This is a genomic window from Methanobrevibacter sp., from assembly GCF_045539575.1.
GTDB lineage: Archaea > Methanobacteriota > Methanobacteria > Methanobacteriales > Methanobacteriaceae > Methanocatella.
In genome coordinates this window covers 82,881-104,787 of record NZ_JAZQFM010000075.1, presented here as the reverse complement: position 1 = coordinate 104,787, position 21,907 = coordinate 82,881, and the positions used below count along the sequence as shown (strand labels likewise).

Below are 21,907 nucleotides of genomic sequence, written 5' to 3'. Positions count from 1 at the left end.
TAGAAAAATATGTTTATTTAAATAATTCTTTTTGAAGAATAATTTAAAATGTATAATGAAAATAATCAAATAATGTACAAAGTCGGAAAATGGTTGCCAACCAATAAATTCCGAGTCGGCAAAAACATTGCCGTTTAATATTTACATCACCACACAGCGAAATTCCGAACAAAAATGACCATCACAAATAAAAAATTAAACAAAATTATATGGAAATTAAAAAAGCATAATTCTTTATATACCATAATTGACAAAGTAATCTACAATAAACAGTGAAATTTAAATTTTGATATACAAAATAACAAAAAGTGGTGAAAAAAATGGCTGAAAGAAAAATAAAAAGAAGACACTATGATGCCTTGAAAGAAAGCTATTTGACAAAAAACAGGACAATGTATTCATTGTATGTTGAGCTAAACGATGAAACAGAAGTAACAAAACACCAGTTTTTCCAGTTAATAAATCAAATCCGCCAAGAGGAAGGATTACAGCATTACTATAAATAAAAAAAAGAATTTGGATAAGTATCCAAATTTAATATTCTACGTGATATCTTAAAATTGCAGCGATTCCACCGAAAGCTCTGAAAAGCTGCATACCTTCATCGGTTTCTGTGGAAATGAACTCAACGTTTGTGCTCATTTCTTCAGCTTTTTCTACAAAATAATCAGCCAAATCAGCAGATTCCTCTTCTTTTAAAATCTCATTACAATTAGGACATCTTTCTTCAAGATTGTCTGCTTCAGACTGGGTTTTGACTGTGATTTCCTTGTCGGTTCCGCAGTTCGGACATACGAACCTTTTGCGCATTGCAGTCAGGTCCTCGGATAAAAGCAAGGTGTCTACAGCTCCGATGATAAGGTTGTTTCTGACCTCATCTTCCCCGTAGGAAGCAAGACCCATGTCATCCCTAAGCTCGGTTAGGAACTTTTGAATGAGTTCCTTTTCATGGATTACGTCAAGATCGCTCAATACGCCAGCTGACTTTTCAATGACCTCACGGATACCGAAGTCACCGGTATATGAAGTATCCTCAATAGTCAATATCTTTTGCTTGAGCTCGTAGTTGAGGTAATCTCCTTCTGCAAAATCGTTTTTGGTAAAACCTGGACCGCCTAAAATTATTCCTTTAAGGTCATCCTTGAGAGGTATGAAATCATCATTCATGTGATCTCCGATACGTTTTAAGAACTCGTGTGCAGCCTGTTCGATTACACGGTCAAACCTTCTTTGGGATTGTCCTCCAGCCTTATGCTTTCCAGGAACACCACTGGTAATATGTGTAAGGATGGTAATTTTCTTACCTTTCATAGATGCGATAGTAGCTTCCCTTCTGTCGATTACAGCCACACCGTAGGTATCCCTTTCCTCAATCATGTATTCGAGAGGTTCCAGGAAGAACTCGTTGTTACACTTGTACCAGTATGTGGTAACAGGTTCAGGAGGTTCAAGAACGTAGGTTTCCATCTTTTCTGTACCCGGACCGCCTTTAGGAATCATTCCAACAAACAGAACGAGACCGTGTTCAGGAGGCTGTTTGTAAAGACGGATCCTTTGAAGGATTACTTCGATAGCAGACTGTACATTTTTCCTTGTTTGTTTACTTTTAATGTTCGCAGACTGACCAAGCTCATCCCTCATGTGTTTACCTACATCACTCAGTTGCTTGTCAGGTGGAATATAAACGGAAACAAGCTCAGTACCTCTACCTTTCTTTTGCGCTAATTCTTTTAAAACTTTTTTAAATTCATACAATTCTTTTGATGATACTTCAGCCATGTTATCCCTATAAAAATTAAATTAATATAATAGTAATAAATATCTTTTTAATACTATAAATAAGTAATGAAAAAATAGCTTTTATGATAGAATTTCGTCACCGAATTTATTAAATAATTCTATATCCTCATCGCCGATGGTATCTATTTCACACAAATCCATGCCGCAGATTTCAATGATTTCACGGCCAAGGTGAACATAGGTGTCGGGATAGTCATTATATCCGAACAGATGCCATACCACGTCACCTTCAAACACCATTTCAAGATACCAGTCGTAACCCTCCAAATCATCAGGATCACGTGCGGAGGATTTTCTGTGATACTGTGTGAAAATCCACCTGTAGACATGATACTTTTCAAGCAGGTTCAAAATAAGCTCCTCATCGGACGGCACCAACTCTTTCTCGACATACCCTTCAACGGATTTGTCCTCAAAGTTGACAATCAGTCTCGGATGGGGCAGGTCATACGGATATGTCCTGTAGTGGCCGAACTCGATTGTGCGGATTTTAAGCTTCCCGTCGCCTGAAAAAACACCCTCTTTTGTGATGTCATGATATAGCGGAGTTGCAAACTGCCTCTGGTAGTTCAGGTGAAGCACGTCAAATCCGACAAGGTCTTTAAGCATCCTGCCGAATTTCTCCCATTTTTCGGGGAAATTGTTTTTAAAGGAATACTCGAAATAACCTTCGGTCGAATATATGATGACCACGCATGAATAAATCACCTCAAGCTTTTCGAAAAGAAGAAATTCCTCGCTTTCAAAGCCGTCAAACAGCTTAAGCTCACCGAAGTCATGGAGAAACCTGTCTGCAGACTCAAAGTCAAATGTGCGAATCTCGCTGGTCATTCTGCTTCTGAGGTCAACCAGAATGTCAATCCATGAGTCGTCACACAGAGGACTTTCGGAAAGGAACTTGTCCCCGCTTCCCCGCTCGGATATCTTATAGTATCCTGTATTGGAGAGAAAGTCAATCGTGAAGCATTCGTAATGGCGGTTCAATCTTTTGAAATTGAAGCGCTGGGTGATTTCAATTTTTTCAATCATTACTAATATAATATATATTGCGTTTCTAATAAAATTAATCAAAAAACTTTTATAAAGTTAATGCTATTAATATTATGTAAGTGATATTATGGTTTTGAGAAGATGCCCACAGTGCGGAACAACAAGCGATGACATTTACGGATTTTGCATAAAATGCGGATATGAATTTCCAAAAATAGAGCACAATCCAGGCACATGCCCGTTGTGCGGATTCGAAAATCCGGATGAAGCTGACTTCTGCGTTAAATGCGGAACACCACTTCTTTTTAAAAACCAAGGTGAAAACAAGGAGTTCATAAGCCCTATCGTCATCAAAAGGACAGCCGCCGAACAGCCTGTAACACCTCAAAGGTCAGGATTCACAACCCTGATGATATTTTTAGGCTATCTCTTCTCAATTCTGGGCAGTCTTTTGGGACTCATCATTGCAATATATCTCGTAACCAGAAAAGACAGATCAGTGAAAAGACACGGTTACATCCAGCTTGCAATATTCGGATTCTACATTCTCGTAATAGCAATCCTTTACCTGACAGGAAACATCCCTACAGACCTCATAAGCAATTACCAGCAGTTACTCTCTGGAAACTTTACTTCCGCCAGACTTTAGATAGAGGACAACTGCATCCTCACCGCTTTCATAGTAGTTCGGAACCACGCGGTCCTCAATGAAATGGAAGCGTTTGTAAAATTCCAAGGCACCCCTGTTGGATGCCCTGACTTCAAGGTAAATTGTATCTGTGATTAAAAATAGCACTCCTATGGCCTTTGCCAGGAGGTTTGTTCCATACCCTTTTCTTCTGTAGTTCTTATCGACTGCAAGGGAAATGATATGGCCCTGATTTTCATACTTGAGCCAGAACATGACATAACCCACCACGTAGTCATCTTCCTCAGCCACCAGAAAACCTATTCCCATCTCATAAAGCTGCTGAAATATCTGAATGCCATATGACTGGTCAAATGACATGCTTTCTATCTCATAAACTCTTTTTAAATCAGTGGGACGGAACTTTCTTACAGTCATACAACAAATATTATTAAATGCAACATATTTAATATTATCTAAAATACAAAAATTTAATAAAAGAAAACATGATGAAAAGCATTTTGAAAGATAATAACAGATTTAAAGCATTATAAGAACCGTGAACATATGCCGGGAATTGGCCCCTAGGATTTCACTGAAGGGAAAAAATATCATTATTGCAATAAATACTTCAAAATAAAATGAATAATTATACAAGTATTTAATAAGTTTCCTAAACAAATAGTATATCAGAGGAAAAAACATGTGGCAAGATTTTGGAGATTACATACTAAGTGAAGCGAAAGGCAAGGAAATGAAAATTGCAGAAATCGCAGTGGGCAAATACGACAAGATTGCAAACAGACTGGAAAAAGAGCAAAACATCACCTTAATAAAGACAGACATCATACCAAAAGACTCCACTGTCATCATGGACGACATCACAAATCCCAATCTTGAGCTGTATGAAGGCACAGACCTCATCTATTCAATCAGACCCCCAAGTGAACTTCAGCCCTATATTGTAGACCTTGCGCTGAGGATAGGTTCACAGCTGATTATAAAACCACTGACAAACGAAGATTTAAATACCGGAAAGGTAAAAATGAAATTAAAAAATTACGGAAGAGCGAGTTTTTACACATTAAGGTGATGGAATGAGTGACATATTAACCCAATACAACACATCAAAAGAAGGACTGAAATCCTGTGAAATCCAAAAAAGACAAAAGGAATACGGACTGAACGAGCTGGATGAAAAAAAGCCAACACCACTGATTGTACTTTTCTTTTCACAATTTGTAGACATTCTCATAGCGCTTTTAATCATTGCCGCCATCGCATCATTTGCAATCGGAGATGTCATTGACGCAGGAGTCATAATGCTTGCGGTGATGCTTAATGTAATCATGGGATTCATTCAGGAATACAGATCCATGCGTGCAGTCGAAAGCCTTAAGGGACTTATCACAAAAATAGCAGTCGTCAAAAGGGACAACAAAATTTCAGAAATTGACGCAAAGGAACTCACCGTCGGAGATATCGTGATGCTTGAGGAAGGCCTTAAGGTGCCTGCAGACCTGCAGCTGATTGAAGCCAAAAACCTCAGCTGTGATGAGTCAAATCTTACAGGAGAGTCCGAAGCCGTTAAAAAGCAAAGCGACGACACATTATACATGGATTCAAACATCATTTCAGGAAATGGAATAGGAGTCGTCAAGGCAATCGGAATGAAAACGGAAATCGGAAAGATTGCAGACATCGTCCAGGAAGAGGATGAGGAAACACCCCTTGCAAAGCGTGTGGGAAGACTTGGAAAAATCCTGTCTGCAATAGCCATCGTGGTTTGTATTGCAATTTTCATACTGGAAATGGCTCAGGGAATACCTATTGTCGAGACATTCATGACTGCAGTTTCACTTGCGGTTGCGGCAATCCCTGAAGGGCTTCCTGCAGTTCTTACATTAACACTTGCTCTCGGAATGAACGAAATGGCAAGATCCAATGCAATCGTCAAAAGGCTGCTGTCAGTGGAGACATTAGGTTCATGTACCGTAATCTGTTCAGACAAGACAGGAACATTGACCGAAAACAGGATGACCGTAGTGGAGAGCTATTACACAAACAAGGACAAAACACACCTAATAGGTAAATTGTGTAACAATGCAGTGATAAATGGTGATGAAACAATCGGAGACCAGACCGATGCTGCCATCCTCAAATATTGCAAAGACCATGAATGCGACCTTGAAAGGGTTGACGAAATCCCCCTTGACAGCGATCGTAAAATGATGACCACTATACATACACTGAACGGTGAAAACAATATTGTCTTGTCAAAAGGCGCTCCAGAAATAATTCTAGACAAATGCAAATGCATAGATAATGACGGAAGTGTTGAAATCCTTAATGCTGAAATGAAGGAAATGCTACTTGAGAAAGTTGGGGAAATGAGTGGCCGTGCATTGAGGGTAATCGGGTTTGCATACAAGAGTGATGACGGCGCCGAACCTGAGGAAAACCTTACATTCACAGGCCTTCTGGGACTTATAGACCCTCCTAAAAAGGATGCCAAAAAGTCAGTGCACGAATGTATCAATGCGGGAATAACCGTAGTGATGATTACAGGAGACCACGAAAAGACCGCATCCGCAATTGCAAAGAACCTCGGAATCCTGACCGACGGAAGAATAGTCACAGGTAAAGAGCTTGAAGAGATGAGCGACGAGGAATACCTGGAAGCGGCAAAAGACATTCAGGTTTATGCAAGGGTGAAACCTGTTCAAAAAATGAGAATTGTTGAAACACTCAAAAATCTTGGAAACATTGTTGCGATGACCGGAGACGGAGTCAACGATGCGCCTGCACTCAAAAAGGCATCAATCGGTGTTGCAATGGGTAACGGTACAGACGTTGCCAAAGAGGCATCAGACATGATTCTTCAAAACAACGACTTCAAGACAATCGTAAAGGCAATTGAAGGCGGAAGAAAAATCTACGACAACATCAAGAGATTCGTCAAGTATCAGGTATCCACAAATGTAGGGGCGATACTTACAATCATCGGAACATCACTCCTGAACCTGCCTCTGCCTTTCAACCCTGCACAGCTCCTGTGGCTGAACATCGTTATGGACGGACCTCCTGCACAGATGCTTGGTATTGAAGGGCCTGAAAGGGACCTCATGAACAGGCCTCCTGAAGTCGGAGACATCCTGACCAGAAACATTCTCATACAGATACTGTTTTTAGGAATTGTAATGGCAATAGGCACAATAGGAGTATTCAGCTGGGAACTGTCAAAGGGATCATCCACAACCAAGGCAATGACAGTCGCATTTACACTGTTCGTGGTTTACCAACTGCTCAATGCATTCAACGGAAGGGCAAACTCTGAAAAATCAAGCAAATTCCTATATCTTGGAATCATAATATCATTCCTGCTTCAGCTACTGATATTATACATTCCGCAGCTCCAGATAATATTCAGAACAACAGCAATAGGAATAATCGACTGGATTGTCATAGTTATTGTGGCATCAACAATACTGATAGCCCAAAAGATCATGAACGGGGTGATGAAATGAAGATATTCCTGCTTGGAGGCACAAAGGATTCGACAAACATCATAGCACACCTTAAGGAAAACTATGATGTCTTTATCCTGACAACCACAACAACAGAATACGGGGCAAGGCTTGCCCAGGAAGCGGGCAGTGACGACACCATAGCCCGTCCCCTTTTAAAGGGCGAAATCATTGAAATCATCCAAGGGGAAAACTTTGACATCCTCATCGATGCAACACACCCCTTTGCGGCTCACATCACACAGACATCATCAAGCATAGCAAGGGAGCTTGAACTTCCATACATACGCTTTGAAAGACCTATCACCAACCTTGAAAACATAGATACATCACATATCCATTATGCAGAATCATTTGAAGATGCAGGAAAGATGATAGCTGATGAATTTCCTCAAGGAAACGTGCTGCATTTTGCAGGAGCAAACACCATGGCTGACATCGTGAAATACGTTTCACCCGAAAGGTTCTATCCGAGAATCCTTAAGGTTGAAAGCTCACTTAAGAAATGCACGGAGCTTGACATCCCATCCGACCACATCATACCGATGACAGGTGCAGCCACATTGAAAGAAAACATTGATTTAATTGAAAAGTACTGCGCAAGTGTCATGATAACAAAGGAAAGCGGCGAAATAGGCGGAGTCGTTGAAAAAATAGAGGCTGCAAACAAAACAGATATAGCTGTAATAATGATAAAGCGCCCAGAAATAGAAATGTTAAATAAAGACGACATCGTTAATGATTTGACAGAATTAGATAAAAAAATAAAAAGTTTTTAAAAAATAGTTATAAAAATAAACGCCGAGACTGGGATTTGAACCCAGGCGAGGATGACCTCACAGGATTTCAAGTCCTGCGCCTTACCAGACTAGACTATCTCGGCATATGATGAAAAGGAATATTTAGAAAGAATCTAAATATTTAACCTTTAAGTTCAATTTCAATACTTACATTATCAGGAACATTGACTTTCATTACTTGTCTCATTGCACGTTCATCAGCTCCAATACCGATTAAACGTTTGTGGATTCTGAGTTCCCATTTTTCCCAAGAAGCTTTACCTTCTCCATCTGGAGATTTTCTAGTTGGGACTACTAATTTTTTAGTAGGTAATGGAATCGGACCAGACAAGTCAACACCAGTTCTTTCAGCAATTTTTTTAAGTTGATCACATACGTATGCTAATTTTTCTGGGTCTGTTCCAGTAAGTTTAATTCTTGCTTGATTCATTTAAGTTCCTCCGAAAAACAAAAAGAAAAGAAAGTAAAAATTACTTTCTAATTATTGTTTAAAAACCTATTGCTCGGTAATTTTAAGACATAAACCTGCAGCAACAGTTTGACCCATGTCCCTAATAGCGAATCTACCCATAGGTGGAATGTTTTTAGCTTCTTCTAATACCATAGGTTTGGTAGGTCTGATTTCTACGATAGCTGCATCACCAGTTTTGATGAAATCAGGGTTTTTAGCTTCAGGTTGACCAGTAGCTGGGTCGAGTTTTGCGGTTAATTCAATAAAAGTACATGCAGTTTGGGAAGTGTGGCAGTGGAATACAGGAGTGTATCCAACGGTAATTACACCAGGGTGTTGTAATACAACAACTTGTGCGGTGAATTGTTTAGCTACGGTTGGAGCGTCACTAGTGTGTCCTGCTACGTCTCCTCTTCTGATATCGTTTTTACCTACACCTCTTACGTTGAATCCGATGTTGTCACCAGGTTCAGCGACTTCAAATTGTTCGTGGTGCATTTCGATGGATTTAACTTCACCGGAAGCTCCGTTAACAGTTGAAGATGGTAAGAAAATAACGTTGTCTCCTTTTTTCATGATACCGGTTTCAACTCTTCCTACAGGTACAGTACCTACACCAGTAATGGAGTAAACGTCTTGAATAGGAACTCTTAAAGGTAAGTCGGTTGGTTTTTCAGGAGCGGTTAAAGCATCTAAAGCTTCGATTAATGATGGTCCTTTGTACCAAGGAGTGTTGGAGGAAGCTTCTACAATGTTGTCTCCTTCAAATGCAGATAATGGGATGAAAGTTACAGTTGCAGGGTCTCTTCCGATGGATTTGAGTAATACAGATACGTCTTCTTTTACTTCATTGAATCTGTCTTCACTGTAGTTTTCCATATCCATTTTGTTAATACCGATAATAATTTGTTTAATACCTAAAGTCATGGATAAGAACATGTGTTCTTTGGTTTGAGGCATTACACCGTCGTTAGCTGCTACTACTAATACAGCTGCGTCTGCTTGGGATGCACCAGTGATCATGTTTTTAACGAAGTCTCTGTGTCCTGGGCAGTCTACTACAGTGTAGTCGTATTTTTTAGTGGAGAATTTTTGGTGAGCTAAGTCAATGGTTACTCCTCTTTCTTGTTCTTCTTTGGTAGTATCCATAATAAATCTGAATTTGTCTTCTCCAGAAGCTAATTGTTGTTCATTGATAGTACCAGCTTTTACTAATAAGTTTCCAACTAAAGTGGATTTTCCGTGGTCAACGTGTCCGATAAATGCTAAGTTAAGATGTTCTTTTTCTTTTGCCATTATAATAACCTCTTTTGTAATTATTAACAAACATATCTATAAGCTTAAATGTTAGCTTAATAAAGTATTTTATATTTCAACATATAAAAAGATATGTTTTTTTAGTGAATTTTTATTGAAAATATAAAAAAATATAAAAATTAAAAAATTTTAATTTTATAAATCTCCTAAGTAGTGGCTTGCAGGGAATGGTTCTGCGGATAAGCCTTTTCTTTGTCTGATTTCCCTAACGATTTGGTTTTGCATTTCACGTGGGAGTGGTTCGAATCCTGCGATTTCAGTAGACCATAAACATCTACCTTCAGCTGCGGATCTGATGTCACCAGCGAAACCAAACATTTCAGCTACAGGTACTTTGGATTCAATTCTAGCCATATCTCCGGTATCTTGACCCATATTTACGATTTGACCTCTTCTGTTTTGAATCTCACGAGTACATGCACCCATGTAATCGTTTGGAGTGTCGATAACTACTTTTTGCATAGGTTCGAGTAATGAAGGTTCTGCAAGCATCATGGAACCTAAGATTGCGTTTCTGATAGCAGGCAATACTTGAGCAGGTCCTCTGTGAACTGCGTCTTCGTGAAGTTTTGCATCGTGGAGTTTGAATTTTAATCCCATGGAAATTTCGTTTCCTAAAGGACCGTTTTCTAAAGCGGATTCAAATCCTTCAAGTAAAAGTTCTTTTACTTCATCCAAGTATTGGATACCACGAGTCATGTTGAGGAAGATGCTTCTGTTGTGAACAGCCCATACTCTTCTAGCTTCTTCTTTGTCTAAGCCAGCTTCCATGAAGTCGTTAGCGGATTCTTTACCTTTAACTCTACCTTCTTTGATGTCCCCTTCTTGAATAGCTTCGTATAAGCTTGGTTCAATAGGTTCAACAGTAATGTAGAATCTGTTGTGTTTGTTAGGGGATTTACCTTCAACTTGTGGAGAGAGTTTCCTTACGGTTTCTCTGTATACAACAATAGGTTCGGAAGTAGTGATGTCTACACCTTTGTCTTTAATTCTGTAACCGATAACTTCTAAGTGAAGTTCTCCCATACCGGATACTAAGTGTTCACCGGTTTCTTCGTTAATATCGATTTTAACGGTTGGGTCTTCTTTACCAGTTTGTCTTAATACTTCAATTAATTTTGGTAAGTCTTTGGTATTTTTAGCTTCTACAGCTACAGTAACTACAGGTTCGGAAATGTGTTCTAATCCTTCGAACTCTTTGATTTTGTCTTCAGGAGAACATAAGGTTTCACCAGCGATAGCACCTTTTGCACCAGCAACATATACAATGTTACCTGCAGGTACTTTATCAGTGTTAACTCTTTCAGGTCCGAAGTATACACCTACTTGTTGGACTCTGGATTTACCGTGGGAACCTACGAGATATACTTCTGTACCTTTTTCAATGGATCCTCCGTAAACCCTACCTGTTGCGATTTCACCAGCGTGTTTGTCTACAGACACGTTGGTAACCATTACAGCTAAAGGTCCGTCAGGGGAGGTAGTTATCATACATTGACCAGCAGGAGATTCGATGTCTCCGTCCCAGATGTTAGGTACTCTGTAAACTTGAGCTTCTTTAGGGGAAGGTAAGTGTTCAACTACCATACCTAATAATACATCAGATAAAGGTACTTTTTGAGCTAACTCTTTTTCTTTACCTTCGTTACAGAAATCAATGATGTCTTTGAAGTTGATTCCAGTTTCTTGCATGGTTGGGACATTGATAGCCCAGTTGTGGTATGCTGAACCGAAAGCCACACTACCGTCAGTGAAGTCTAATTTCCATTCTTCTTTTTTCTCTTCAGGAGCCATGTTTTTGATTAACTTGTTAGCTTCCATGAAGATTTTCAAGAATCTGTTTTGTAATTCTTCAGGTTCTAATTTTAACTCGTTGATTAATCTGTCAACTTTGTTAATAAATAAAACTGGTTTTACGTTTTCTTTCAAAGCTTGTCTGAATACAGTTTCAGTTTGAGGCATGATTCCTTCTACAGCACAAACTACTACTACTGCACCGTCTACAGCTCTCATAGCACGAGTTACGTCCCCACCGAAGTCAACGTGACCTGGAGTATCGATTAAGTTGATTAAGTATTCTTGATCTTTGTAATCGTGTACCATGGATACGTTAGCTGCATCGATAGTAATACCACGTGCTTGTTCTTGTTCGTCGAAATCCAAGAATCTTTGATCACCAGCAAGTTCTTCGGAAATCATTCCTGCACCTGCTAAAAGGTTATCAGATAAAGTGGTTTTACCGTGATCGATGTGAGCACAGATACCAATGTTTCTGATTTGATCAGGTTCATACATCAATTCTTTGATTTTTGCAATCATTTTGTCTCTTCTACTCAAAATAACCACCTAAAATATAAACATTATATGATTAGTGTGCTGCTTTAGCAACTCTTTCTTTCTCTTCAGCTTTTTGTAAAGCGAAACTTCTTGAATCTTCTTCAGAAGCAAGAATTAATTCATCAGCTAAACATTCTGCAACAGATTTTCTGTTTTTGAATGAAGATTGTAAAGTACCTCTGGTTAAGAATCCTAATGAAAGGTCAACTCTTCTTTGTGGAGAAATGTCAACTGCAACTTGGTAACCGATACCACCGTATTTGATACGGGTAGTTTCTTCACGAGGTGCAGTGTTTTCAACAGCAGTGACTAAAACTTGAACAGGGTTCTTTTTAGTTCTTTTGTTGATGATTTCTAAAGCTTCTTTAACAATATTGTAAGCTTTGTTTTTCTTACCGGAGTTGAGATGGGTTCTCATGATTTTGTTCATTAATCTTTCAACAATTGATACTTTAGATTTTGCGAATTGTCTTTTTACGTGTCTACCAGAAGTATGTGGAACTAAAGTTTCATCTAAGCAGATATATTTTACTAAACCTAAGTCCTCAACTTTTACTTCATCGAGATCCCATTTATCAAATAATTTACTCATAAACATAACCACCTTATCTTACAGGTTTTTCTATTTTTCCACTTACCATTTCTGATAAAGCTACATTGTTAACTTTGGAAACTTTCCAACGGACTCCAGGAATATCACCCATGGATCTTCCGGATGGTCCACCGATTCCTTCAATCATTACTTCATCGTGTTCATCGATAAATCCGATAGATCCGTCACCTGGTGCGAAAGCAGTTAATTGTTTACCGTTTTTAATTAATTGAACACGTACACATTTACGGATAGCAGAGTTTGGTTGTTTTGCTTCTATCCCTACTTTTTCGATTACAATTCCTCTAGCTTGAGGAGCTCCTTCGAGAGGGTCCGCTTTAACGTCTAATCTTAAAGCTCTTCTTTTGTAATCTACATCTTTCCACTTAAAATTTTGTCTATTTTTTTTAAGTTTTTTTGCAGCAAAAAGTCCTGGCATAATTTATTCCTCTAATCTTTTTGTTAAAAATATATCTAAGAATCCACCGCTGCGATTTATACTATTGACAATAGTACAATCTAAATTCTGAGATACAATCAGTAATAATAATTAATTAGATAAAATGCTTTTATCTAAATGAAGATATCTTGAAATAAAATTCAAAACATGACAAAAAGCACACATAGTCAAGTTATCAAAAAAGTACAGATATCTTATGATAATCTATATATTTCCACCTTTATAAAGGTATTCATTTTTACATATAAAATAAATAAAAAAAGTTTTTTTTAAAAAAACAAATGAAAAAAATAAATTGATAAAATAGCTAATTAAAGCTATTTTAAAATAATATTGTCAATATTATGTTGTCTATTTGCTAACAATTTAGCTCTTTCAATATTGATTCCATTCTTACCGATAGCAATACGTTTGTTGGTATTGTCTGCTGTGACAGTAGCTATTTTTTCGCCTGACTGTTTTTGACTTACTTTAACAGTTTGCAATTTTGCAGGGGATAAAACATTTTTAATAAACTGTATCGGATCATCATCGAGTTCGATAATCTCGACACCTTTATCTACTGCTCTTTGAACTTTAGATACGGAACTTCCTTTTTTACCGATAGCAAGTCCCATGTCACCATTCTTAACAACGAAAGTAACTTTTCCATGTTCATCATCGATAATGCAATCCTTAACCATTGCTCCAGTCATATTTTCGAAAAGAGCTATGTATCTAATTTCATTTGCACTAAATTTAATAGACACTTAAATCTACCTCAAATCGTCTAATATAGTAGAATCTCCTGGATCGTTTACGATTAATGTAGCAACAGTAAAAGGTTTACCACAAACAGAACCCAAATCTACACTAGTTCCATCATATACTAAGGATGGAATTTCGGAAAGATTTGCATAATATTCAACATCTTCAAGAATTTCTTTAGGAGCGTTAGCAGCAACAACGACAAGTTGTCCTTTTCCTAATTTTAAAGATTGAATTGATTTTTCAGAGCCTAAAGTTACATCTCCTGTATCTACAGCTACTCTGATTCCTCTATCTACGTCCATCATCTAGCCTCCTATTCATTTTTATAATCCATTTTGACACCGACAGAACCGGTACCAAGAGGTATTGGTTGTCCAATAATAATATTTTCGATGATACCTGTTAAATCATCCACTTCACCGCGAATACTTGCGTTAAGTAAATGTTTACCAGTTTCTTCAAAAGCTGCACGAGCTAATACACTTGATTTTTCACCACTAATACCATGTCTTCCAATGGATTTTACAACACCTTCTGAAGTCATGATATCAGCAACTAACATAATGTGTCTTACATCAACACTAAGACCTTGTTCGGAAAGAGTATTTTGAGCTTCGTTAATAATAGATTGACGAGCTGCTTCAATACCCAGAACTTCACCGATTTCGTGAATGTTGTTGGTGGTTGTTCTTACATGGTCAATACCGTCCATGTCAAGAATTTCCTTAAGGTTGGATCCTTCTGTGTGAATAATCCATTCCCTATCATCCTTACGGATAATAACTTTACCGATACCTTTTATACCACTGATTTGCAAGTCACGAACTTTATCTGCTAAAAGACGAAGTTCACGGATTTCGAACTTTGAATCAGATTTGTCTGATTTTGAAGACGGAATAATGATGTTGTCATTATTGATTGTAGCTTTCTTGAAAGTCTTTTCAATGATAGCGTTGATGTCTTCACGGTCAAGTCTTTTCTCTTCAATTTTCTTATTATCCAAAACTGCTTCCACTTCCATGGTACCATAGTTAAGGTTGAAGTCAGAAAGAATATCGTTGATTGTACTTTTACCGATTTTATTTGCTAGAGTCCTAACAAACTCTTCATCGTTACGTCTTTCTTCATCAAAGTAAATATCCATGGTTGGAGTAGCAATCTCTTTTCTTGCGTCAACAATCTCGATAAGTCTTGGAAGACCTAATGTTACGTTTAACTCAGTTACCCCTGCATAGTGAAAAGTACGCATAGTCATCTGAGTACCAGGTTCACCAACAGATTGTGCAGCTACTGTTCCAACAGCCTCGCCAGCTTCAACGTGAGCTCGGTCATAGGCAGCCTTAAGTCTGCGTGTAAGTTCGCATAATTCATCGTCGGTTAAGTCCCTGTTAACATATGCCTTAGCCAAATCTTCGATATAACTATCTGGAAAAGCTATACCAAGATTTTCTTCCTCATTAAGTTGAGCGATTACATCATTTACTTTATTTATAATCTCTTCCATAGTTACACCTACTTACCTTCCATTTCCATTTCAAGTTTAATCTCGTCAATGAGTTTGTTTAAATCTGCAGGTTTACCGAAGTCGGATTTTGCAGGATCCACACCATCTTCACCGAACATGGTTTGGATAACGTTTCCTTGGTTATCGGTAACAAGTCCTGAAGGTTTAACTTGCAAGTCTTGAAGTGCGTTTACAAGCCTTCTTTGCATGTAACCGGATTGTGCGGTACGAATCGCAGTATCTACAAGACCTTCTCTACCACCCATTGCGTGGAAGAAGAACTCGATTGGGTCAAGACCTGATTTGTAACTTGAGTGTACAAATCCTTTCGCTTTAGCCCCTAACTCACCTTTCTTGAAGTGAGGTAATGTTCTGTTGAGGTATCCTCTTTCGATACGTCCACCCCTAACCGCTTGTTGTCCTACACAAGCAGTAATCTGAGTAAGGTTCAACATGGATGCCCTAGCACCGGTACGAGCCATTACTACAGAGTGGTTTTCAACAGCCATCACATGTTCATATGAGTCGTCAGGGGATTGTTTACCCATTGTAAGGTAGTTTTCTGCAATACTACCGGACATGTCCCTAGCTTCCCCGAGAACCTGCATGATTCTCATCTCTAAAGTTTCTTCTAAACTTCTACCAGGTAAAGCTTGGAGATATCCTTCCTCATAAGATTCAACGAGTTTGTCTACTTCAGCCATCTTTTTGTCTAAGTGCTCGTTAATACGGTCTTGAGCTTCTTCAGGAATTTCCTCATCGTTTAAGGATGTGGTGATTCCGGTTTTCATGATTCCACAGATAGCAAGGTCAGTTGATCTGTCTAAGAACTCTTTTGCTCTTCCAGGTCCGTATTCTTTTACGATTTTATCCAAGATTTTTCCTGAGAATGAACCGTATGCTGATTCATCAATTACACCTTGCTCGAGGATACCGTTTTTGATAACAACGGTAGCGTCTTCAGCAGGATATACTACAGGACATTTGGAAATTTCTGCACTGTAAGATAAGTTCAAGTCATTAGGTAATAATAATGAGAATAACTCTTTACCAGTCCATTTATCTCCTTTGTCTTTGAAGATATATGACTCTTCACCGAAATCAGGGTCATGTTTTAAGATCCATTGACCTGATTTGAATGGTGGAATTGCCAAGTGGGATTTACGGATAATCTGTAAAGCTTCCTCTTCGGTGAATTCCACGCCGTCACGAGTTAACAGGTATGCTCCTGAAATGTGGTCGTGAATAGCACCGATAATTGGTCCACCAAACCTAGGAGATAAGATGTGTTCCTGAACACGCATTAAAGACTTAGCTTCAGCACGTGATTCATCAGTTTGGAAAACGTGCATGTTCATTTCGTCTCCATCGAAGTCTGCATTGTATGGAGGACATACACATAAGTTTAATCTGAAAGTTTTGTAAGGCAATACTCTTACTTCGTGAGCCATCATACTCATTCTGTGAAGGGAAGGCTGCCTGTTAAAGAGAACCATATCCCCGTCTTTCAAGTGTCTTTCGACAATATAACCAGGTTCAATATTTTCTAAGATGAACTCCTTGGTTTCTTCAGTGACTCTTCTTTTGGTATTACCGTTAATTACATAGTTAGCACCTGGGTGAACATCAGGACCGTTTTCAATGTATCCTTTGATTTCATCAATGTTCCAGTCGTTTACGTGAACAGGTACGGTAACTTCTTTTGCAATCATTTCAGGCACACCGACCTCGTTGATACTGATGTTAGGGTCAGGTGAAATAACTGTACGAGCAGAGAAGTTTACACGTTTACCGGAAAGGTTGGATCTGAAACGTCCTTCTTTACCTTTTAACCTTTGGGTTAAGGTTTTGAGTGGTCTACCGGACCTGTGTCTTGCAGGCGGAACACCGGATGCTTCGTTATCAAAGTAAGTGGTAACGTGATATTGTAATAACTCCCATAAGTCCTCAACGATTAATTGTGGAGCTCCTGCTTCCATGTTTTCAAGTAAACGCTGATTGATTCTTAAGATATCTACCAATTTGTGAGTTAAATCGTCTTCTGATCTCTCACCGGTATCCAAAGTAATGGAAGGTCTTACTGTTACAGGTGGAACTGGAAGTACTGTAAGCACTAACCATTCAGGTCTTGCAACTTCTGAGTTGACACCTAATACGAATGCATCATCATCAGTGATTCTTTCAAGTCTTTCCCTTACTTCTGAAGGAGTTAATTTGTAATCGCCTTGACGAATGGTAACAGGTTTATCTAAAATGATAGCTTCCTGAGGTGCGCCACAGTGAGGGCAGCAGTGTTTTAAATCCACTTCTTCATCGTCTTCAGGCATGGTTTTGAGTTCCCTTTTAGCTACCTTGTAAACCTCTTTTAAAATGGAATTAATGCTTTCCTTGTTTTCCATTGCCTCGTTTATTTTTATGGTGAAGTATTCAATTTGCTCATCATTTAAGAGAATACGTCCACATTCGTTACAGGTAGAACGTAAGATTTTGTGGATAACATCACCAAAACCAACATGGATAACAGGTCTTGCAAGCTCAATACTACCAAAGTGACCTTGACAATCCCCACCTTTAAATCCACAAGTCCTACAAACTAAACTAGGATCAATAATACCTAAACGAGGGTCCATTAAACCTTTTTCAATAGGAAAACCATCATCCCCATAAGTATCAGGATATTCTACGGTAACAACAGACATCTTACGAATATCCTCAGGAGACATTAAACCAAAGTTAATTTGTTCAATTTTTTTAATATAATGATCTGTCATGAATTGGCTCCTTTAATTGTAATTATGCTTTGTCTCCTAAAACTAATTTAGGGAAAATACATAAACTCTTAAGTTCGTCAAATAATAATTTAAATGCGTATGAAATTTCAACAGGATAAGTTTCTACATCTCCACAGATTGGACAGTACTTTTTGTTTTTGTTTCTGTCATATACAGCCAACATACCACAGTTTTCACATACGATAGCTTCGTATTTGTCGGACTCATCAAGGAGTCTTTCTTTCAAGGTTAATGCTGCACCGTGTGCGATGAGACAGTCTCTTTCCATTTCCCCGAATCTTAAACCACCTTCACGTGCTCTACCTTCGGTAGGTTGACGTGTAAGAACTTGTACAGGTCCTCTGGAACGAGCGTAAACTTTATCAGTAGTCATGTGGTGTAATTTTTGGTAATATGCCACTCCTACAAATATTTCAGCATCGATTCTTTCACCGGTTACACCGCTGTATAAAGATTCACATCCTGCGGATTCAAATCCGTGATCGATTAATTGCTGTTTGATTTCACCTTCAAGGTCTTGGTTGAATGGAGTTGCGTCAACACGTTCACCTTCAAGACAACCTGCCTTACCAGCGACCATTTCCAATACCTGTCCGATAGACATCCTGGACGGAATCGCGTGAGGGTTAACTATCAAATCAGGAACTACACCGAATTCTGTGAAAGGAACATCTTCAGGGGATAATATTAAACCGACAACCCCTTTCTGACCGTGTCTTGATGCGAATTTATCACCAAATTCAGGTTGTCTGGTATCCCTTACTCTGATTTTTGCTAATCTTGAACCTTCAACGGTTTCAGATAAGAGAACTGCATCAACGATACCTTTTTCACCGTGTCTTACTGTTACAGAAGTTTCCCTTCTCCTGTCAGCTACGGTACCGAAGTCCTCTTCCAAGAATCTTGGAGGGGAAGTTTTACCTATTAATACGTCACCGGATTCCACATAGGATTCAGGATTTACAACACCGTCTTCATCGAGGTTTCTGTATGCGTCTTCTGACCTGTAACCTTTGATGTTTTTGTCAGGGACTTCAAATTTGTCCACTTGACCACCGGCATATCTTTTCTCGGAAGTGTCATATGCTCTGAAGAAAGAAGATCTTGCTAATCCCCTTTCAAGGGAACCTTTGTTGATAACCATTGCGTCTTCCATGTTGTATCCTTCATAGGACATTAATGCTACAACAAAGTTTTGACCGGATGGTCTTAAGTCATAATTAGTTGAATCAATAATACGTGTTTTTACGATTGGAGTTTGAGGATGATGTAACAGGTGAGCCCTTGTGTCAGTACGTAATGCATAGTTTGAAACATATAAACCTAAAGCCTGTTTTGTCATACCTGCTTCCATTGTGTTCCTTGGTGAGGAGTTGTGGTCTGAGAACGGAATAATTCCAGCACAGATACCGAGCATTGTAGCAGGGTCGATTTCCAAGTGAGTGTGGTCTTCATTGAGGTCTGCTAAAGTCATAGCAATATATGAGTTTTCCTCTTCTTCAGCATCCAGGTATTCAATGAGTCCGTTGTTGATTAAATCATCCCATTTTAGTTTTCCGTTAGCTACCTTGTTTAAGTGTTCTTCTCTTAAAAGAGGAACTCCTTCTTTAACAATGATTAATGGTCTTCTAGCCCTACCAGGGTCATTGAATATGTAAATCTCATTGTTGTCTTCGTAATAGGTAATGTTCATTTCGTAAGAGATTTCACCGTTTCTTCTTTTCTCCCTCATTTCCTGAGTGAATGAAACCGGATTGTCACATGAACCTAAAAGTTCACCGTTGATATAAATTTTAGTTGATTCAGCATTGTCATGCTTGTGAACATAAGCAGGAGGAGTGTAGATAAAGTCGTATCCTTCTCCTAAAACATCATCATTTTTAGCTGCTTTAGGTTCCTCTTCAGCCACTTCTTCAGTTTCTTCAGAAGCTGCCATGCCTTTCACACCAAATTTTTCAAAGTCTAAATCTGGAAAATCGTTAACTAGTTTTTCAGAACTGTTGCCAATGAATTCATCGACATCTAGCACTTCATCATCTGAATAATTATTTTCCTGATAATAATCTTCTACTGCGGAGAAATAATTATTGAAAATAGCTTCCTTGTCTTCATTTTCTATTTTGACAATCTCTTTTTTAATATCCTTACATACTTTTAGAGAAAAGGATTCTTCAAATCCAAAATATGATACTGCATCGTCTATATTAGCCAAAATTTCACCCCGTCTACTCTAGTTCAACACCCATGCTTTCAATAACGCTCTTAATTTCTTGATCGTCAGAACCTTCAGAAATATTACACAATAAAGCTAAGTTCTTTACCAAACCACAGTTAGGTCCTTCCGGAGTCTCATTCGGACAAATTTTACCGAATTGTGTTGGGTGCAAATCTCTTGCTTCAAAGTGAGGTTGACTTCTTGTCAATGGAGATACAACACGTCTTAAGTGAGAAAGAGTACCCATGTAACTGGTTCTGTCTAACAGCTGACTTACACCTGCTCTTCCACCTACCCAATTACCGGTAGCGATAGCGTGTTTGATGTTTTCAGTTAAAACATCACTACGTACAGCCTGTTTGATAGATAATTCCTTACCACGGGAAAGACTTCTTTCAAGTTGGTAGCTCATATCTCTGGTTAAGTTGGTGAAAGCTACTCTGAATAAATCTTCCATTAAGTCACCAGAAACTCTAAGTCTTTTGTTAGTGTAGTGGTCCTTATCGTGAGGTTCTCTTTTTTGTTCGATAACTTCAAGTAACATTTCAGTCATTTCAGCTAAGTAAATAGCTTTATCACGACATTTTTCTTGTTCAGTACCCATGTGAGGTAATAAATAACGGTTTACCACATCAACAGCACGTTTTAAACGATAATCTTTAGGCATGTTTTTAGCTACTCTGTTACCGATGTATTTAATAGCAGCAATTTGTAAGTATCTTCTCCTTTCTTCGAGAGTCATTCCATCCATTTCGTTTTGGTCTAATTTCAATGCTTCAAGGGAAACTTGAATATCGTCCGCAATCATCATCTGGAAGTTATTATCGTCAGAAATTGCAGTAATGATTTCCTCATCTGTACATAGACCAAGTGCTCTTAACAATATAACTAATGGAATTTCCCCAGGAAGATATGGGAATGAAATTCTTAAAAATACACCATTTTTACGTGGTTTTTTGTATTCCAAAGTGATTCTTGCTCTGAAACCACTTTTGATTGAAGTAACAACAGCCTTAGCATGTCTTTCTTCAACTTCACCCAAACGTTCAAGAATAATTTTGTTCGGTGCGATTTCTTCCATAGTAACAACAGCCCTTTCGGAACCGTTTACAATGAAGTAGCCTCCTAAATCCTGAGGGTCTTCATGCTTTTCAATTAATTCTTCGCGAGTAAGACCGTTAAGATGGCAAATATCTGATTTGAGCATTACCGGCAATTCACCAATATATACTTCTTCTAAAGGATTGTCTTCCCCTTCCTCATTCAATGCCATTTCAAGGTACATGTCTGCAGAATAATTTAAGTTTCTGAGTCTTGCTTCAGTTGGGTCAATTTCACTACGGGATCCATCTGCTTCTTTGTTGGATGGTTTTTCAATACGTACTTTACCAGTTTTTAAAGTGTATTTTCCATCATCTAAAGTAATAGGTTCAGTAATATCAATAATATTTTGAATCCTATTATTTACAAAATCGTTGTATGACTTTATATGGTGATCCACCAAATCATACTTATCAAAAAATGCATCAACTAATTTCCAGTTATTCTCTGTCATGGACATCCTCCAGCATTACGTAACGCAATAAAAATAATAAATAAATAAAAATAACACACACTAGGATAAACCTAATAACTAATTCATTTAATCATTATTCTTAATTTACTCATAACTATCTCCGATTTAAGATAATTCTTCTCAAACTAAGTTCAAATTTATTATAATGAATTTCTAAAAAACAAAAAA

19 protein-coding genes and 1 tRNA gene are annotated in these 21,907 nt (G+C 38.3%); 5 read left to right on the top strand and 15 right to left on the bottom strand.

The genetic code is table 11. From position 1 onward, the window contains the following. Positions 1 to 320 precede the first annotated feature (320 nt). Complete coding sequence (locus ACKI30_RS09740) at positions 321 to 506, top strand: hypothetical protein (protein ID WP_295162475.1); 186 nt, start codon at positions 321 to 323, stop codon at positions 504 to 506. Between the two features lie 28 nt (positions 507 to 534). Here the strand turns inward: ACKI30_RS09740 and prf1 are convergent, their stop codons facing one another. Both prf1 and ACKI30_RS09730 read right to left on the bottom strand, forming a co-directional pair. Beyond that, a complete protein-coding gene (gene prf1 / locus ACKI30_RS09735) occupies positions 535 to 1,779 on the bottom strand; it encodes a peptide chain release factor aRF-1 (RefSeq protein ID WP_407411993.1) in 1,245 nt (414 codons plus the stop codon). A gap of 81 nt (positions 1,780 to 1,860) precedes the next feature. After that, on the bottom strand, positions 1,861 to 2,829 hold the full coding sequence (locus ACKI30_RS09730; RefSeq protein WP_407411991.1) for a hypothetical protein: 969 nt from the start codon (positions 2,827 to 2,829) through the stop codon (positions 1,861 to 1,863). An 88-nt stretch (positions 2,830 to 2,917) separates the two neighbouring features. On the opposite strand from ACKI30_RS09730, the gene ACKI30_RS09725 reads away from it, so the two are divergent. Then, the gene (locus ACKI30_RS09725; RefSeq protein WP_407411989.1) at positions 2,918 to 3,439 is read left to right on the top strand and encodes a zinc ribbon domain-containing protein; all 522 of its coding nucleotides are present in this window, start codon (positions 2,918 to 2,920) and stop codon (positions 3,437 to 3,439) included. Here the strand turns inward: ACKI30_RS09725 and rimI are convergent. Beyond that, positions 3,404 to 3,856: a ribosomal protein S18-alanine N-acetyltransferase gene (gene rimI, locus ACKI30_RS09720; protein WP_407411987.1), complete on the bottom strand. Its 453-nt coding sequence runs from the start codon at positions 3,854 to 3,856 to the stop codon at positions 3,404 to 3,406. The two genes, ACKI30_RS09725 and rimI, sit on opposite strands and share 36 nt — an antisense overlap. A 265-nt stretch (positions 3,857 to 4,121) precedes the next feature. On the opposite strand from rimI, the gene ACKI30_RS09715 reads away from it, so the two are divergent. From ACKI30_RS09715 to cobK, 3 genes are read left to right on the top strand one after another with little or no spacing between them, the layout of a single operon-like run. After that, the gene (locus ACKI30_RS09715; protein ID WP_407411985.1) at positions 4,122 to 4,511 is read left to right on the top strand and encodes a UPF0146 family protein; all 390 of its coding nucleotides are present in this window, start codon (positions 4,122 to 4,124) and stop codon (positions 4,509 to 4,511) included. Positions 4,512 to 4,515: 4 nt separating this feature from the next. Further along, entirely contained in the window at positions 4,516 to 6,945 is a 2,430-nt protein-coding gene (locus ACKI30_RS09710; protein ID WP_407411983.1) for a calcium-translocating P-type ATPase, PMCA-type, read from the top strand. After that, a complete protein-coding gene (gene cobK / locus ACKI30_RS09705; RefSeq protein WP_407411981.1) occupies positions 6,942 to 7,724 on the top strand; it encodes a precorrin-6A reductase in 783 nt (260 codons plus the stop codon). The genes ACKI30_RS09710 and cobK overlap by 4 nt, the downstream gene beginning before the upstream one ends. A gap of 20 nt (positions 7,725 to 7,744) precedes the next feature. Here the strand turns inward: cobK and ACKI30_RS09700 are convergent. The 12 genes from ACKI30_RS09700 to ACKI30_RS09645 form a co-directional block, all read right to left on the bottom strand. Beyond that, a tRNA-Ser gene (locus ACKI30_RS09700) sits at positions 7,745 to 7,828 on the bottom strand. Positions 7,829 to 7,866: 38 nt separating this feature from the next. Next, on the bottom strand, positions 7,867 to 8,175 hold the full coding sequence (gene rpsJ, locus ACKI30_RS09695; protein ID WP_042691424.1) for a 30S ribosomal protein S10: 309 nt from the start codon (positions 8,173 to 8,175) through the stop codon (positions 7,867 to 7,869). A gap of 66 nt (positions 8,176 to 8,241) precedes the next feature. Then, positions 8,242 to 9,492 carry a translation elongation factor EF-1 subunit alpha gene (gene tuf, locus ACKI30_RS09690; RefSeq protein WP_407411979.1) on the bottom strand — a complete coding sequence of 417 codons (1,251 nt, stop codon included), beginning with the start codon at positions 9,490 to 9,492 and terminating at the stop codon, positions 8,242 to 8,244. A 156-nt stretch (positions 9,493 to 9,648) separates the two neighbouring features. After that, on the bottom strand, positions 9,649 to 11,850 hold the full coding sequence (locus ACKI30_RS09685) for an elongation factor EF-2 (protein ID WP_407411977.1): 2,202 nt from the start codon (positions 11,848 to 11,850) through the stop codon (positions 9,649 to 9,651). A 31-nt stretch (positions 11,851 to 11,881) separates the two neighbouring features. Continuing rightward, positions 11,882 to 12,442 (bottom strand): 30S ribosomal protein S7, encoded by a 561-nt coding sequence (locus ACKI30_RS09680; protein WP_295611231.1) that lies wholly within the window; start codon positions 12,440 to 12,442, stop codon positions 11,882 to 11,884. A 13-nt stretch (positions 12,443 to 12,455) separates the two neighbouring features. Next, positions 12,456 to 12,881 carry a 30S ribosomal protein S12 gene (locus ACKI30_RS09675; protein ID WP_407411975.1) on the bottom strand — a complete coding sequence of 142 codons (426 nt, stop codon included), beginning with the start codon at positions 12,879 to 12,881 and terminating at the stop codon, positions 12,456 to 12,458. 338 nt (positions 12,882 to 13,219) lie between these two features. After that, positions 13,220 to 13,651, bottom strand: a complete 432-nt coding sequence (locus ACKI30_RS09670) for a NusA-like transcription termination signal-binding factor (protein WP_292739359.1) — start codon at positions 13,649 to 13,651, stop codon at positions 13,220 to 13,222. Positions 13,652 to 13,657: 6 nt separating this feature from the next. Then, positions 13,658 to 13,957 carry a 50S ribosomal protein L30e gene (locus tag ACKI30_RS09665; protein WP_292739357.1) on the bottom strand — a complete coding sequence of 100 codons (300 nt, stop codon included), beginning with the start codon at positions 13,955 to 13,957 and terminating at the stop codon, positions 13,658 to 13,660. Between the two features lie 8 nt (positions 13,958 to 13,965). After that, complete coding sequence (rpoA2, locus tag ACKI30_RS09660) at positions 13,966 to 15,156, bottom strand: DNA-directed RNA polymerase subunit A'' (protein ID WP_292739355.1); 1,191 nt, start codon at positions 15,154 to 15,156, stop codon at positions 13,966 to 13,968. Between the two features lie 8 nt (positions 15,157 to 15,164). After that, positions 15,165 to 17,927 (bottom strand): DNA-directed RNA polymerase subunit A', encoded by a 2,763-nt coding sequence (locus ACKI30_RS09655; protein WP_407411972.1) that lies wholly within the window; start codon positions 17,925 to 17,927, stop codon positions 15,165 to 15,167. A gap of 22 nt (positions 17,928 to 17,949) precedes the next feature. Then, positions 17,950 to 20,160 carry a DNA-directed RNA polymerase subunit B gene (gene rpoB, locus ACKI30_RS09650; RefSeq protein ID WP_407411970.1) on the bottom strand — a complete coding sequence of 737 codons (2,211 nt, stop codon included), beginning with the start codon at positions 20,158 to 20,160 and terminating at the stop codon, positions 17,950 to 17,952. 13 nt (positions 20,161 to 20,173) lie between these two features. Next, a complete protein-coding gene (locus ACKI30_RS09645) occupies positions 20,174 to 21,718 on the bottom strand; it encodes a DNA-directed RNA polymerase subunit B'' (protein ID WP_407411968.1) in 1,545 nt (514 codons plus the stop codon). Positions 21,719 to 21,907 lie beyond the last annotated feature (189 nt).

Coding starts and splice junctions, on each gene's coding strand:
- ACKI30_RS09740 (WP_295162475.1), top strand. CDS start 321: ATGGCTGAAAGAAAAATAAAAAGAAGACACTATGATGCCTTGAAAGAA.
- prf1 (WP_407411993.1), bottom strand. CDS start 1,779: ATGGCTGAAGTATCATCAAAAGAATTGTATGAATTTAAAAAAGTTTTA.
- ACKI30_RS09730 (WP_407411991.1), bottom strand. CDS start 2,829: ATGATTGAAAAAATTGAAATCACCCAGCGCTTCAATTTCAAAAGATTG.
- ACKI30_RS09725 (WP_407411989.1), top strand. CDS start 2,918: ATGGTTTTGAGAAGATGCCCACAGTGCGGAACAACAAGCGATGACATT.
- rimI (WP_407411987.1), bottom strand. CDS start 3,856: ATGACTGTAAGAAAGTTCCGTCCCACTGATTTAAAAAGAGTTTATGAG.
- ACKI30_RS09715 (WP_407411985.1), top strand. CDS start 4,122: ATGTGGCAAGATTTTGGAGATTACATACTAAGTGAAGCGAAAGGCAAG.
- ACKI30_RS09710 (WP_407411983.1), top strand. CDS start 4,516: ATGAGTGACATATTAACCCAATACAACACATCAAAAGAAGGACTGAAA.
- cobK (WP_407411981.1), top strand. CDS start 6,942: ATGAAGATATTCCTGCTTGGAGGCACAAAGGATTCGACAAACATCATA.
- rpsJ (WP_042691424.1), bottom strand. CDS start 8,175: ATGAATCAAGCAAGAATTAAACTTACTGGAACAGACCCAGAAAAATTA.
- tuf (WP_407411979.1), bottom strand. CDS start 9,492: ATGGCAAAAGAAAAAGAACATCTTAACTTAGCATTTATCGGACACGTT.
- ACKI30_RS09680 (WP_295611231.1), bottom strand. CDS start 12,442: ATGAGTAAATTATTTGATAAATGGGATCTCGATGAAGTAAAAGTTGAG.
- ACKI30_RS09675 (WP_407411975.1), bottom strand. CDS start 12,881: ATGCCAGGACTTTTTGCTGCAAAAAAACTTAAAAAAAATAGACAAAAT.
- ACKI30_RS09665 (WP_292739357.1), bottom strand. CDS start 13,957: ATGATGGACGTAGATAGAGGAATCAGAGTAGCTGTAGATACAGGAGAT.
- rpoA2 (WP_292739355.1), bottom strand. CDS start 15,156: ATGGAAGAGATTATAAATAAAGTAAATGATGTAATCGCTCAACTTAAT.
- ACKI30_RS09655 (WP_407411972.1), bottom strand. CDS start 17,927: ATGACAGATCATTATATTAAAAAAATTGAACAAATTAACTTTGGTTTA.
- ACKI30_RS09645 (WP_407411968.1), bottom strand. CDS start 21,718: ATGACAGAGAATAACTGGAAATTAGTTGATGCATTTTTTGATAAGTAT.